The organism is Empedobacter falsenii (genome assembly GCF_013488205.1).
In the GTDB taxonomy this organism is placed as follows: Bacteria; Bacteroidota; Bacteroidia; order Flavobacteriales; family Weeksellaceae; genus Empedobacter; species Empedobacter falsenii_C.
Genome location: NZ_CP040908.1, coordinates 573133 through 586774 on the forward strand (window position 1 = coordinate 573133; position 13642 = coordinate 586774).

The following is a 13642-nucleotide window of genomic DNA, read 5'->3' on the forward strand; positions in this document are numbered from 1 at the left end:
AAAACTTACAAAGTTTTAAATGTTAATAATAAGATATTTCCTTTGTAAAGATGTAATTCTTTTCCAGAAACTTCGTAACGATTTACACTTTTCAACATCGATAAAAATGCTTTTTCTTCTTGCAAATTAGGACAAGCCATTTTAGTTTCAGAAAAATTAACAAAGCTTGTTACGCCGCTAACTTTTGTAAAATCAGCATTGAAATTGTTGCAACCCGCAAAACCACTTACAGTCGAATTCGCTTCGTCAATAATCAACATTACGTCCTTATCGTACAAACCTTTTACTACGTTGTTATCGTTGATCAAATACCAATTTTGATTTGAAATCGAAACTTCCGATTTAGGTTTAATTTTAGCAGTACTTGCGCTTGTAGAACAAGAAGTTGCTATAAAACTCATCAAAATAGTTGCTGAAAATAAAGTTACAATCTTTTTCATTTTTCGGAATATTTTATCTCAACTCAGCGTTGAATTTTTCTTGATACAATTTGATTAATTTATTCATTAAACCATCAATTTCTTGATCGCTTAATGTTTTATTTTCGTCTTGAATCATAAAACTTAAAGCATACGATTTTTTACCAGTTGGCAATTTATCTCCTTCGTAAACGTCAAATAAATTAACAGCTTTCAACAAATTCGTTTTCACTTCTTTTGTCGCTTTGTACAATTCTTCATATTTCACAGAAGAATCAAGTAATAAAGCTAAATCTCTACGAGAACCTGGAAATTTAGAGATTTCTTTGTATTTCAAATCGTGTTTGTTTGCTAAAGCAACCATTGCATCCCAATTTAATTGAGCAAAGAAAACATCTTGATTAACGCCTAATTTTTTCGCTAATTTTTTGCTGATGATTCCTAGTTTTCCTAATGATTTTTGACTAGAAATAAACTCAATTCCATCTAAGAAATTATCATCTTTTGCAGGTAATTCATCTGTAATTTGAATATCTAATCGAACAAAAATTTGTTTAATCAAACCTTTTAAATCAGCAAATGAAGCTTTACGTAAATTTCCTGTCCACGATTCGCTATTAAAGTTTCCTGAAAGAACGATTCCTAAACATTTATTTTCTTCGTAAATCCCATCAATTTTGCGGTAAACTTTCCCAAATTCGAATAATTTAACATCCGAATTACGACGGTTGATATTAAACGCAACATTTTCTAATAAACCATTCAACAAAGTGCGGCGCATTACAGCTAAATCAGCCGAAAGCGGATTTAACATGGCAACACTTTCTCCTTCTGGATAAAAGAAAACTTCTTCGTATTCTTTTTTCGTTAACGAGTTATTCATCGCTTCATTGAATCCGAAAGAAATCAATTGACGCGCAATAAAATCTTCGATTTTATCTGGACTAACTTTTTGATTTGGAACATAAGAAAACGAGAATTTTGAAGGAATTTCAATATTATCGTATCCATAAATTCTCAAAATATCTTCAATCAAATCCACATCACGTTGTACATCTACACGATAAGCAGGAACTTCTAAATCTAAAATTCCATCATTTTCTGCCAAAATTTTAATTTCTAAATTCTCTAAAATCGATTTTATTTTATGTTCTGGAATTTCAACTCCTAATAATTCAACCACTTTATGTAAACGTAATTTTACATTAAAGTTTTGAATTGGATTTTCGTAAATATCATCAATATTAGATGCAATTTCAGCGCCAGCGATTTCAACTAACATCATTGCAGCTTTTTTCAATGCATCGATTGTTGTGTTAGGATCAATTCCACGTTCAAAGCGGAAAGAAGCATCTGTATTCAACGCATGTGCTTTTGCACCTTTACGAATTGTTACAGGTTCAAAATATGCTGATTCTAAGAAAATAGTTGTCGTAGCATCTGAAACTCCAGAATCTTTTCCTCCGAAAACTCCCGCAATACACATTGGATTATTTTCGTTGCAAATCATCAATTCATGTCCTTTTAATGTACGTTCAACGCCATCTAAAGTTGTGAATTTTGTTCCTTCTGCTAATTTTTGAACGATCACTTTATTTCCTTCAATTTTAGCTGCATCAAAAGCATGTAAAGGTTGTCCTAAATCGTGTAAAATGTAATTGGTAATATCAACCACATTATTAATTGGCGATAATCCGATAACTTTCAAACGATTTTTTAACCAATCTGGCGACTCAGTAACTTTTACATTTTTTAAGTAAACACCTGCATAACGAGGCGCTGCTTCTGTATCTTTAACCTCGATAGAAATAGGGCTTTTTCCGAAATCTGTCGTAGGATAATTTGATACATCATATGTTTTGAATGTTGACGCAATATCACGAGTTTTAAGAGCAGCGTGTAAATCACGCGCTACACCGAAATGTGACATTGCATCTGCACGATTTGGCGTTAAACCAATTTCGATTTCGTGATCAACTTCATCATTTTTTCCGAAAAGATCAAACGTAGAAGTTCCAGGTTTTAAATCTTCTGGTAAAACTAAAATACCAGAATGATCTGTACCAATTCCTAATTCTACTTCAGAGCAAATCATTCCGAAAGATTCTTCACCACGAATTTTTGCCTTCTTGATTTTAAATTCACCATCTGGCGAAGGTAAAACCGTTCCGACAGTTGCCACAGGTACATTTTGACCCGCTGCAACATTAGGAGCACCACAAACAATTTGCGTTTCTTTTCCGTCTCCTAAATCTATTTTAGTAACTTTTAATTTATCTGCATTTGGATGAGGTACAGCTGATAAAACTTTACCAACTAATACGGTTTCCAAATAATTTTTAGCTCCACCTACTTGCTCTACACCTTCTACTTCAAGACCTGTACTTGTAAGTGTAGCAGACACTTCATCAAGTGTGATATCTGTATCAATGTAGGTTTTTAGCCAATTGTATGAAATTTTCATTGTATTGTATAAATGAATTTTATGTATTCTTTTTGATTATGCGTTTAACATAACTGGCATAACTAACATTAAGATTTCTTCGCCATCTTCTAGTCCATCAACTGGTTTGATGATTCCTGCACGATTTGGCTCAGACATTTCCAATGTTATTTCTTCTGATTGTAAATTGTTCAACATTTCGATTAAGAAACGAGAATTGAAACCAATTTGTAAGTCAGTTCCGTTGTAATCACAAGGAAGTCTTTCTTCTGCTTTGTTTGCAAAATCGATATCTTCAGCAGAAATTGTCAATGAATTTCCAACTAATTTTAATCGAACTTGGTTTGTTGTTTTGTTAGAGAAAATTGCCACACGTTTTAAAGATGTTAAGAATAAGTTTCTGTTAATCGTTAATACGTTTGGATTTTCTTTTGGAATTACCGCTTCATAATTAGGATATTTACCATCAATCAAACGACAAGTTAATACGATGTTTTGGAATGAAAAGCGTGTATTTGTGTTGTTGTATTCGATTGTTACATCGTCATTATTTCCTCCTAAAATATTTTTCAATAAGTTAAGTGGTTTTTTAGGCATAATATATTCAGCAGCTTGTAAATTATCTAAACCGTTGCGAGTGTATTTTACCAAACGATGTGCATCTGTAGCAACAAAACGGAAAACATCTGCATTTGCTTGGAAGAAAACTCCTGTCATAATTGGACGTAATTCGTCGTTCCCTGTCGCAAAAATAGTTTTGATAATAGCCTCTGATAAAATGCTTGCACTAAGTGTTGTAGAGCTTGCGTCTTCGATATCTGGTGTTTGAGGATATTCGTTTGCGTCTTCAAATGCTAACTGGTAATTTCCTTGTTCTGAAACAATTTCCAACGTATTTCCTTCTTTTTGGATAAAAGTAAGTGGTTGCGCTGGGAAAGTTTTCAACGTGTCAGTTAAGATTTTTGATGGAATTGCAATTTTTCCATTATCATTAGACTCAACTTCTAAAGTTGTTGAAATTGTTGTTTCTAAATCAGAACCAGTGATAGTTAATTGGCTACCATCCAATTCGAATAAAAAATTATCAAGGATTGGTAAAGTATTATTAGAGTTAATAACTCCTCCGATTAAGTTAACATTTTTTAATAACGTGTTGCTCGATACAATAAATTTCATATGAAGAATATTTCCTTAAATATATCTAACAAATGTAATAAATAATCAAGTAAAAAACTCAAACCTATACATTAAATATTATATAGAATGGCTTGTTGTTGATTATCAAATAGAAAGATGATTGTAAATTGATTGTTATGATTTGTTTAAATTTTCTTTGAATTAAAAACTTTTCACCCGTAAATTTGTCTTGTATATCGAGACTTTTAACAAATCTTTTTGACCAAATCTCATCCAAAAAGATTAATTTGAATTTAAAATAATATTCTATGAAAATTGAATTGAATTTAGAAGGAAAAAACGGCGTTTTTATACTTCTTGATGAGAATAATAAAGAAGTTGGCGAATTAACTTTTATGCTTAAAGAAGAACAAATGTTGATTAATCATACAGGTGTTAATCCCAAATTGAGAGGGCAAGGTTTGGCAGAAAAGTTAGTGTTAGAAGCTGTAGATTATGCAAGAAAAAATCAGTTGAAAATCATACCATTTTGTAGTTATGTGAGCGTTTATGTTGGTAAACATCCAGAAGTGCAAGATGTAATTTAGAAAATTATGAATTTAGAAAAAGTTTTTGAACACAACCAAGAGTGGGTAAATAAACGTTTAGGGCAAGACGAGCAATATTTTGATAAGCTTTCGGCTGGTCAAAATCCAGAAGTGCTTTACATTGGTTGTTCAGATAGTCGTGTGACGGCAGAAGAGTTGTTGGGAGCGGAGCCAGGGGAGGTTTTTGTACACCGCAATATAGCTAATATGGTAATTAGTTTGGATATGAATACCACTTCTGTTTTGGACTATGCGGTAGAACACCTAAAAGTGAAACATATTGTAGTTTGTGGACATTATAATTGTGGTGGGATTAAATCTGCAATGATTCCGAAAGATTTAGGAATTATGAATCCTTGGTTGCGTAATATTCGTGATGTTTATCGTTTACATTCAGAAGAATTGAATGCAATCGAAAACGAAGGAATGCGTTACAACCGTTTGGTAGAGTTAAATGTACAAGAACAATGTGTAAATGTGGTAAAAAATCCTTTTGTACAACGTGCAATGGAAAATGGATTAGAAGTACATGGTTGGGTGTTCGATTTGTTTACTGGAAAATTAATTGATTTGAATTTAAACTTCGATACAATCTTAGAAAATATCAAAGAAATCTACGATATCAACGAATAAATTTAACATTTTGTTATATTTGGTATAATAATTGTTTTTAAGACTGTTAACCAAACTATATCAATGATTAACAACCGTTGGATAAAAAGAATCGGTATCGCTTTAATTTCTATTATTGCGGTACTTTTTATTTTAAGTTTTTACATCTCCTATTTTCTGAATGATCGACTTCCAAAAATCATTGCAGAAAAAAACGATACGGCTTATAATCTGACTTACGAAGATTTGAGCTTTTCTATTTTTAATTCATCTTTATCGCTAAAAAATGTCGAAGTTTCTCCCAAAGATTCTTTGTTAATAAAGGATTCGATTGACGCAACAGGAAAAGTCAAAGAAATAAATGTTGTCGGTATCAATTTTATAAAATTAATTACCAAAAAAGAAGTTGCTGCCTATTCAATCAACATCAATAATCCTTCTGTAAATTATTATCTTAAAGAGAAAAAAGATTCGGTCAAAAAAGATACAGCACAATCCAAAGTTGGGCAAAGTATTGATGTTTCCAATGTGAATATCAACAATGGCGAGTTTAATTTGTATTCTCAATCTGGAAAAAAACATATTGCAAATGTTTCTAATTTTTCGATCGATTTCGACGGCGTTCGTTTCAATGAGCGAACAGCGGACAAAAAAATTCCGTTCAGATATTCTGCTTTTGACATCAAATTAGATTCGATGTTTTTTGTAGTAAAAGATCAACAATTGATTAGAGCACGAAAAGTTCGTTTTAATGAAACTGATTTTGAGTTGGACAATTTCTTGATGAAACCGCTCAAAATGAACGGAAAAATGTACGTTCCAAACGATTCTGAAAATGATTTATTGGATATTGAATCACCACTTCTTTCACTTTCCAAGATGGATTGGGGATTTACTTCGGAAGATAAATTATATTTTAAAACAGATTTAATCAAATTCAAAAATCCAAAAATTACCATTATTTCTGCTAAACCAGAGAATAAAGTTGAGAAAGAAACAATCAAAAAAGTAAGCATAAAAACGGAAGATGCGGAGTTAATTAATATCAAAAAATTGCAAATAGAAAACGGTAAAATTCGTTCACTTTTCTCTAATGCAAAAACGGTAAAATATGCAATAAACAATGTTGCATTAAATATCGAAGGAATAAAAATGAATGCGTTGACGCGAACAAATGATATTCCGATTGATTACAAAACTTTCCGTATTAAGTTGGATTCGATGTATTATCGATTGAATGAAATGCACACATTAACAGCATCTAATTTTGATTTGACAGAAAAGAAATTGATTCTGAAAAATTTCAAAATGAAACCATTGATTTCAAAAAATCAATTTAATAGAAACTATACAAAATCAAATACGTTATTAGATGTCGAAGCGCCAATTTTGACGTTGAATAATAACAGTTGGGGAATAAAAAATGGTGATTTCTATTTTCATACAAATTCAATCAAATTGGATGAGGTAAATGTGAAAATCATCGATCAAAAGAATGAAAAAGTTATTGCGAAGAAAGTTGAAAAAGCAACAGAAAAGTTCTTGATTAATTTTAATCTTGGAATTGATACGATTCAAATCAAGCAATCTCGTTTTATTGCTTCACAAAAATTTGATTTCAATAATGTTAATTTGACGGTTTTAGGATTGAAAAATGATTATGGGAAAGAATTTCATGTTAATCATGTTATTTTCAAAAATCCAAAATTTACAATTTATGGACAGCCAAGACGAGTGGCGCAGCGCGAAGGAAAAACCTCAAAAGAGTTTAATGATGTTATAAAAGTTGATAAAATTTCGTTGGTAAATGGACATTTAGATGTGATTCCTTATCAACAAAAAACGCCGAATTTAACATTGAAGCAAATTCAGTTAGCATTTAATCATATTAATGTTGATCCAAAAACAATTCAAGAAGCGATTCCTTTTTCTTATAAATCTGTATTACTGAAATCTTCGGGAATTGATTTCGATTTAGGAAAAACGTATAAGATGAATACTGGAACTTTGCAGTTTCAGAATGGGAATTTGACCTTAAACCAATTAAAATTAACACCAAAACTTTCTCGAAAAGCGTATACAGCTTCATTAGATAAACAGGCCGATTTATACACTGTTTCTGTCAATCAATTACAAGGAAATGGAATTCAGTGGGGAATTTCTCCATCCAAAGATTTCTTTTTGAAAGCAAATCAAATAAAATTGAACCAGCTTTATGCTAACATTTATAGAAGTTTGGTTCCGCCTGATGACACAAAACGTAAAACAATGTTTTCACAAAAATTACGCGAAATGAAATTTGATTTAGGGGTGAAACAATTGCAATTGGTCAACTCTAAATTAGAATATGAAGAGGAAACGGCTAAAAGTATCGGAACAGGAAAATTGACGTTTTCATCTATAAACGCAACGGTTAAAAATGTCAATTCGGGTTATCGTAAAACATCTTTACCAGACGTTGATGTTGATTGGCGTTCAGAATTTATGAATGGAGATTTGCGTGCAAATTGGACATTTAATCCAATGAATCGTTCAGAGAAATTTAATATCAATGGTTCAATTTCAAAACTTCCTGCAAAAAATCTCGATCCTTTTGTGAAACCATATCTTAAGGTTTCTGTAGACGGATTTTTCAATCAAATAAAATTTAATTTTGATGGAAATGATAAAGTTGCTGGAGGAAATTTTGGAATAGATTATCAAAATTTGAAAGTGAATGTTTTGCGTGATGATGGTTCGAAAAGGAAATTATTATCAGCAGTTGGAAATGCGGCGGTAAAGAATGATTCTCGTGGAAAAATGAAAGAAGAAAAAGTAGAAAATATCGAACGAAAACAGGATAAATCATTTTTTAATTTCTTTTTAGCTTGTATCTTAGACGGTCTTAAAAAAGCACTTTTAATTATTTAAGAAAATGAAAAGAACAGTCTTCATAACCGGAGCAACATCTGGCATAGGAATGGCGACAGCAAAGAAATTAGCACCAAATTATCGTTTAATTTTGTGTGGGCGTCGTCAAGATCGATTAGATGAAATTCAGGCAGAATTGAGTCAAATTACGGAAGTTAAAACCATTCAATTTGATGTTCGAGACAAGGAAGCTGTTTTTAATGCAGTAGAAAGTTTAGAAAATGAGTGGAAAAATATTGATGTTTTAATCAATAATGCAGGAAATGCACACGGATTAGCACCTTTTGATACAGCTGATTTGGAAGATTTGGAAGCGATGATTGATATCAATGTAAAAGGATTAATTTACGTTTCGAAAGCAATTATTCCAATTCTTAAAGAATCATCAAATGCGCATATCATCAACCTTTCGTCGATTGCAGGAAAAGAAGTTTATCCAAATGGAGGAACATATTGTGCGTCGAAAGCGGCAGTAGAATCGTTGAGCAAAGGAATGCGTTATGATTTGTTGCCTTACGGAATCAAAGTTTCCAATATTGCGCCAGGAGCAGTGGAAACAGAATTTTCTTTGGTTCGTTTCAAAGGAAATCAAGAACTTTCTGATAATGTATACAAAGGTTTTGAGCCATTGGTTGGAGAGGATATTGCAAATGCAATAGAGTATTTGTTGCAACAACCAGAACATGTACAAATTGCCGATGTTACAATCTTTCCAAAAGCGCAAGCTGGAGGAACTGTTATTTATAAAGGATAATTTATTAAAATATATTCAATTGAAAGCCTCTATTTTAGAGGCTTTTTTATTTTATTCGAAAAAAGTTTCAAAATCGATGTAACACTTTTTAGTATTGAGCTGTCTTATTAGTAAAAGCACTCAATATGAATCAAGAAACGTTTAAAACATCGGTATTTGTCCACAAGGATAAGCTGTATCGTTTTGCGCGTAGGATTTTGATTAGTGATGATGAAGCGTTTGATGTTGTGCAAGAAATATTAATGAAATTGTGGGAAAAACGCGATTCGTTAATTGAAGTGGACAACATTGAGGCTTATGCAATGCGAATGGTAAATTATGAATGTATAAATCGATTACGAAAATTTGATGTTCGAGAGAATTATAAAAATACAACGCAAATCAATTTGAGTATTCAAGAAGATCCACAAGAAATAAAACCGATTATTCTAAATTTGATTAATCAATTACCAGACAAACAACGCAAAGTAATGCATCTGAAAGATGTAGAAGAACTCGAAATAAAAGAAATTGCTGAAATTCTGGAAATGGAAGAAAATGCAATTCGAGTAAATTTGATGAGAGCAAGACAAAAAGTAAGAGAACAATTAGAAGTTTTTTTTGAAAATGAAGAAAGAGCAATCTATTATAAATAAAGACGATTTTTTTGAGGGAAAATTAACCGATGATCAAGAAAAACAGTTGAAAAATAATGAAAATGATTCTTTTTTTGAAACATTAAAAGAGGAAAAAGAAGTCAAAATGGAATTAAGTTTTGATGATTTTATGACAAAAGTTGAAGAAAATCAACCAAAAGTTATAGAAGAATCAAAATCGAAAGAATTTTTTCTATGGAAAATTTCGGGAATTGCGGCATCCATTTTACTTGTTGTTGGATTATTTTTCTTCTTGAATCAAACAAATAAAATTGAAGATCATCAAGAAATTGTGAAAATAATTGAGCCTCAAAAAAAAGAAGTAGAAGTTGTTAAGAATAAAGAAGAAAAAACAGGAGAAGAGCCTAATACAGTGATTTCTGAACCAAATAATATTGAGATAAAACACGAAGTTTCGCAATTTGTAAAAGAGACAAAATCAATTAAACAAGAAAATAAAAAATCAACCATTCAACCAATTGAGCAAGAGATTATAAAGCCTGAAAGCGCAGAAAAATATTCATCAGATTTTGTGATTGTAAATGGTCAACCAGTTGAAAATATGGAAGAAGCGAAAGCTTTGGCTTATTCTACAATGAAATTATTTTCGAAAAATGTAGACCAAGGAGCGAAGGCAATCGGACAATTAAAATCATTATCAATAGAACTTTAAAAATAAAAATATGAAAAAATATGTATTCATTTTTGCATTATTCATTGTTGGATTTGCAAATGCGCAGACAAATAAATTCGTCGATATTTACAACCAATTTCAGGATAAAAAAGGCGTTACAACGATTACCATAAACAAAGCAATGTTTAGTATGATGGGAAGTATGACGGCAAATGATTCTGATTTGAAAGATTTGGATGGCTTGTTCAAAAAAATGAATTCGATCAAAATGATTATGATTGATAACACGAACAAAGATGCTAAAAATCAAGTGAAATCTGCTTTTGATAAAATGAAATTAGAGGAATTGATGTCGATAAATAAGGACGGAAGTAAAATTCGTTTTTTAACAGAAAATGCAAATGCAAAAGTTTTTAAAAATGTGTTGATGAGCATTAATAGCGACGATCAACAAATGTACATGATTATGGATGGTGAAATTACGGCATCCGAAATGAATAAAATGGTAAAAGAAGGGAATAAATAAAAGAAAAGCTGAGCAACGCTCAGCTTTTTTAGTTCAATATTTTCTCATAACAAACACTTTCTTCGACATCTTTGTATTGATCGTAATTTTCGATTCTTGTGTAATCACATCGCTCATACAAAGCGATTGCTTCGGGTTGTTTCAATCCAGTTTCCAAAATACATCGTTCATAATCCAATTCGATTGCCCAATTTTCTAACTCATTCAGAATTTTTGCCGCAATTCTATTTCCTCTAAAATCAGGATTTACATACATTCTTTTCACTTCCATCGTTGTGTCAGAATAATGTTTTATTGCACCACAACCAACAGGAATTTCGTTTAAATAGGTGATAATAACGTGATTTATCTTATCAACTTTATTAAATTGTGAAAAGAAAGAATGAGATTCTCCATCTCTTATCGCTAAATCTTTATCTAATTCTGTTACCAATTCTTGAAAATCTTTGTTAGATGAATTTGTTCGAATAATTTTTACTGAATTCATTTTATTGCTTTTGTTCAAATTTAATAAAACTTACGTTTTTTGTAACGCTAAATTCTATTTTGTTCAGCGGTTTTTTGCGCTTGTTTCGCATCTTTTACTTTCTGATTTCCGAAATTGTATTTTAAATTCAACATAAAATATTGCGTATCGCGATAATCTTTGAAATACTGATTTTGATTCGCATATTTCGTAGAAATCGTATTGCGATCAGTTTTGAAAATATCATTGAAAACCAAACCAATTTCGAAACGTTTATCCCATATTTTTTTGTTTAAAATCAAATAGGTGTTTTGAGAAGAACTAATATCAAACGAACCTTGAATTGCCTTCGAATTATATTGATATCCTGCCGAAATATTAAATGTTTTTGCTTTGTCTAAATCCAATTGCGTGCTCAATGAAAGGTGATAAAAAAAGACATCGTTTTTGTATTGCAGATTATCTGGACCAAAATAATAGTTTTGATTATATTCTCCCATCGCAAATAAATTCAGTTTCCACCACGATTTTAGATTAAAATTTTTCGAAAGATTTGCTCCAAAAGCTTCTCCATTTTTGATGTTTGTAAAATGATAAACAGTTTCAAAAGTTTCAGGATTTTGTAATGAAATTTCCATTGCCGGATCTTTTTCGTATCGATAATAGGTTTCGAAATTCCAATCTTTCAAAGTGTAGGATAAACTCAAATTGTGGATAATCGTAGAAATCGCATTGGCATCGCCCTGAAAATAAGAAAATAGATTGTAATATGATTTTGAAGGATTCAAGAAATTATAATTAGGTCGATCAATTCTTTTTCCATAATTCAAACCAATTTGTCCAGCATTTTCAAAATTATACATGACGTATAAAGTTGGAAAAAGATCGGTATTTGTTCGTTTATTTTGGCTAATTGGATTATCAGAAATCGTATTTATAAGAGCTGTTTCAGATCTCAAACCAGCTTTTGTTTCCCATTTTTTCCATTTGTAATTTCCAGAAATATATAAGGCGAAAATCTGTTCTTTGTAATTAAAAATATTACTTTTTTCGGGTTGATATTCGATTTGATTTTGGATCGATTCAAAGAAATCCAAATCATTATCATTCTTTACAAAACTATATTTCGCTCCCGCTTCCAAGCCGAAATTTTCATTAGTGAAACTATAATCAATTTGTGTAGAAAATAGATTCAATTTTTGAAGTGCAGCACTCAAAAAACGATTTTCTTCATAAGGTTTATCTTTGAAATTCAGTTTTGTTAAAACATCTTGATTTTCTTTGTAATAACGATGACTAAAATTGTTACTCCAAGTCAAATTATTTTTCCCATTTTTTTTGTCATAAACCAAATACGTATTAAAATTATTTGAAGCTTCGCGACGATGATTTTGTGTTGTATAAAATGATTCAAGTTGATTATTCGTTGTATTGTAAATATTTGTCGGAACGTTATAATTCCCAATTGAAGCAGGATTTCTAGAACCATTTATTCCAAACTGAAAATTCTGTAAACTATCAATTGAATATTGAGAAGCAAAGTTGTAAATATGTTGTTGTTTCGCAACTGTTCGACGGATCATGTCGCTTTCCCAACGTGTTTGATCTTTTTCATAAGTTGTTACATCAAAATTTTTACGAACATATTTTCCATTCACAAAATAATAACTTCCTGTCAATTGCCATTTTTCTGTATTGTAAGATTGGGTAGTACCCAGCATTCCTTTGCTATAAATAGATTGATGATAACGTGTTGCAATTTGTCCTTTGTAACCAGAAAGAACATTTTTCTTCATTTTAATATTTATAATCGCGCTTCCAGAAGCTTCATATTTTGCAGGTGGATTGGTAATTACTTCAACCGAAGAAACTGTTGCGCCATCAGTGTTTTCCAACAATTGTTTCAAATCATCTTGCGACATTAATGTTTTTTTATCATTAATCGTAACCAAAATTTGCGTATTTCCTCTCACACTTAACTGTTCATTTTTTAGAAGAACATTTGGCGTGTTTTTCACGATATCCCAAGCACTTAAATTTTGCAAAGGCGTATTTTCGACATTAAATTCTATCCGATCAATTTTTCGTTTCAACAAAGGTTTTTGACTAGAAACAACAACGTCTTTTAAGTTAATTGTTTCATCTTTTTGAAGTGTAATAATCAAAGAATTTTCTGAGTTGGCTTGATATGTCTTTTCAAATTCTTGGTAACCAAATTCTTTAATATAAATTATAAATGATTGTGCTTGATGAAGCTCAAAATTAAATTCGCCATTTTCGTTTGATTCAGTTATAATTGGATCTTGTGAAGGAATTTCAACTTCAATAGAACTATTTTTGATTGGTTGATTTTGTTCATCGATAATTTTTCCAGAAATAATTTGTGCGAAAATTAAATTTGGAAGTAGCAGAAAAAATGTCATTACTATTTTCATGGTTCAGATTTTTAACAAATCTCTTTCAAGTTTCGATTTTACTTGGTTAATGAACGGTTAACGATGAGTTAATGTGTAATTTAT

General features: G+C 30.9%; 12 protein-coding genes. 7 read left to right on the forward strand and 5 right to left on the reverse strand.

The genetic code is table 11. The features are described 5' to 3' along the window. Positions 1-5: 5 nt before the first annotated feature. From FH779_RS02760 to dnaN, 3 genes are read right to left on the reverse strand one after another with little or no spacing between them, the layout of a single operon-like run. On the reverse strand, positions 6-440 hold the full coding sequence (locus FH779_RS02760) for an META domain-containing protein (RefSeq protein WP_180905968.1): 435 nt from the start codon (positions 438-440) through the stop codon (positions 6-8). Between the two features lie 13 nt (positions 441-453). Continuing rightward, positions 454-2883, reverse strand: a complete 2430-nt coding sequence (gene pheT / locus FH779_RS02765) for a phenylalanine--tRNA ligase subunit beta (protein ID WP_180905969.1) — start codon at positions 2881-2883, stop codon at positions 454-456. 36 nt (positions 2884-2919) lie between these two features. Next, positions 2920-4038, reverse strand: a complete 1119-nt coding sequence (dnaN, locus tag FH779_RS02770) for a DNA polymerase III subunit beta (RefSeq protein ID WP_180905970.1) — start codon at positions 4036-4038, stop codon at positions 2920-2922. 269 nt (positions 4039-4307) lie between these two features. Between dnaN and FH779_RS02775 the strand changes: the two genes are divergently transcribed. The 7 genes from FH779_RS02775 to FH779_RS02805 all read left to right on the forward strand — a co-directional run bounded on the left by FH779_RS02775 (position 4308) and on the right by FH779_RS02805 (position 10657). Continuing rightward, positions 4308-4586 carry a GNAT family N-acetyltransferase gene (locus FH779_RS02775; protein ID WP_180905971.1) on the forward strand — a complete coding sequence of 93 codons (279 nt, stop codon included), beginning with the start codon at positions 4308-4310 and terminating at the stop codon, positions 4584-4586. A gap of 6 nt (positions 4587-4592) precedes the next feature. Continuing rightward, positions 4593-5219 carry a carbonic anhydrase gene (locus FH779_RS02780; protein ID WP_180905972.1) on the forward strand — a complete coding sequence of 209 codons (627 nt, stop codon included), beginning with the start codon at positions 4593-4595 and terminating at the stop codon, positions 5217-5219. 63 nt (positions 5220-5282) lie between these two features. After that, positions 5283-8108, forward strand: a complete 2826-nt coding sequence (locus FH779_RS02785) for a DUF748 domain-containing protein (protein ID WP_180905973.1) — start codon at positions 5283-5285, stop codon at positions 8106-8108. 4 nt (positions 8109-8112) lie between these two features. Continuing rightward, positions 8113-8862, forward strand: coding sequence for an SDR family NAD(P)-dependent oxidoreductase (locus FH779_RS02790; RefSeq protein WP_180905974.1), 750 nt, complete (start codon positions 8113-8115; stop codon positions 8860-8862). A 125-nt stretch (positions 8863-8987) separates the two neighbouring features. Next, on the forward strand, positions 8988-9497 hold the full coding sequence (locus FH779_RS02795) for an RNA polymerase sigma factor (protein ID WP_180905975.1): 510 nt from the start codon (positions 8988-8990) through the stop codon (positions 9495-9497). Beyond that, positions 9469-10170 carry a hypothetical protein gene (locus tag FH779_RS02800; RefSeq protein ID WP_180905976.1) on the forward strand — a complete coding sequence of 234 codons (702 nt, stop codon included), beginning with the start codon at positions 9469-9471 and terminating at the stop codon, positions 10168-10170. Before FH779_RS02795 ends, FH779_RS02800 begins: the two co-directional genes overlap by 29 nt. 10 nt (positions 10171-10180) lie before the next feature. After that, entirely contained in the window at positions 10181-10657 is a 477-nt protein-coding gene (locus tag FH779_RS02805; RefSeq protein WP_180905977.1) for a DUF4252 domain-containing protein, read from the forward strand. A gap of 28 nt (positions 10658-10685) precedes the next feature. Here FH779_RS02805 and FH779_RS02810 read toward each other — a convergent pair whose 3' ends face one another. Next, complete coding sequence (locus FH779_RS02810) at positions 10686-11144, reverse strand: GNAT family N-acetyltransferase (RefSeq protein ID WP_180905978.1); 459 nt, start codon at positions 11142-11144, stop codon at positions 10686-10688. Between the two features lie 47 nt (positions 11145-11191). After that, positions 11192-13558 carry an outer membrane beta-barrel family protein gene (locus tag FH779_RS02815; RefSeq protein WP_180905979.1) on the reverse strand — a complete coding sequence of 789 codons (2367 nt, stop codon included), beginning with the start codon at positions 13556-13558 and terminating at the stop codon, positions 11192-11194. Positions 13559-13642 lie beyond the last annotated feature (84 nt).

Excerpts from the sequence above, each read along its gene's own strand:
- FH779_RS02760 (WP_180905968.1), bottom strand. The coding sequence starts at position 440 with ATGAAAAAGATTGTAACTTTATTTTCAGCAACTATTTTGATGAGTTTT.
- pheT (WP_180905969.1), bottom strand. The coding sequence starts at position 2,883 with ATGAAAATTTCATACAATTGGCTAAAAACCTACATTGATACAGATATC.
- dnaN (WP_180905970.1), bottom strand. The coding sequence starts at position 4,038 with ATGAAATTTATTGTATCGAGCAACACGTTATTAAAAAATGTTAACTTA.
- FH779_RS02775 (WP_180905971.1), top strand. The coding sequence starts at position 4,308 with ATGAAAATTGAATTGAATTTAGAAGGAAAAAACGGCGTTTTTATACTT.
- FH779_RS02780 (WP_180905972.1), top strand. The coding sequence starts at position 4,593 with ATGAATTTAGAAAAAGTTTTTGAACACAACCAAGAGTGGGTAAATAAA.
- FH779_RS02785 (WP_180905973.1), top strand. The coding sequence starts at position 5,283 with ATGATTAACAACCGTTGGATAAAAAGAATCGGTATCGCTTTAATTTCT.
- FH779_RS02790 (WP_180905974.1), top strand. The coding sequence starts at position 8,113 with ATGAAAAGAACAGTCTTCATAACCGGAGCAACATCTGGCATAGGAATG.
- FH779_RS02795 (WP_180905975.1), top strand. The coding sequence starts at position 8,988 with ATGAATCAAGAAACGTTTAAAACATCGGTATTTGTCCACAAGGATAAG.
- FH779_RS02800 (WP_180905976.1), top strand. The coding sequence starts at position 9,469 with ATGAAGAAAGAGCAATCTATTATAAATAAAGACGATTTTTTTGAGGGA.
- FH779_RS02805 (WP_180905977.1), top strand. The coding sequence starts at position 10,181 with ATGAAAAAATATGTATTCATTTTTGCATTATTCATTGTTGGATTTGCA.
- FH779_RS02810 (WP_180905978.1), bottom strand. The coding sequence starts at position 11,144 with ATGAATTCAGTAAAAATTATTCGAACAAATTCATCTAACAAAGATTTT.
- FH779_RS02815 (WP_180905979.1), bottom strand. The coding sequence starts at position 13,558 with ATGAAAATAGTAATGACATTTTTTCTGCTACTTCCAAATTTAATTTTC.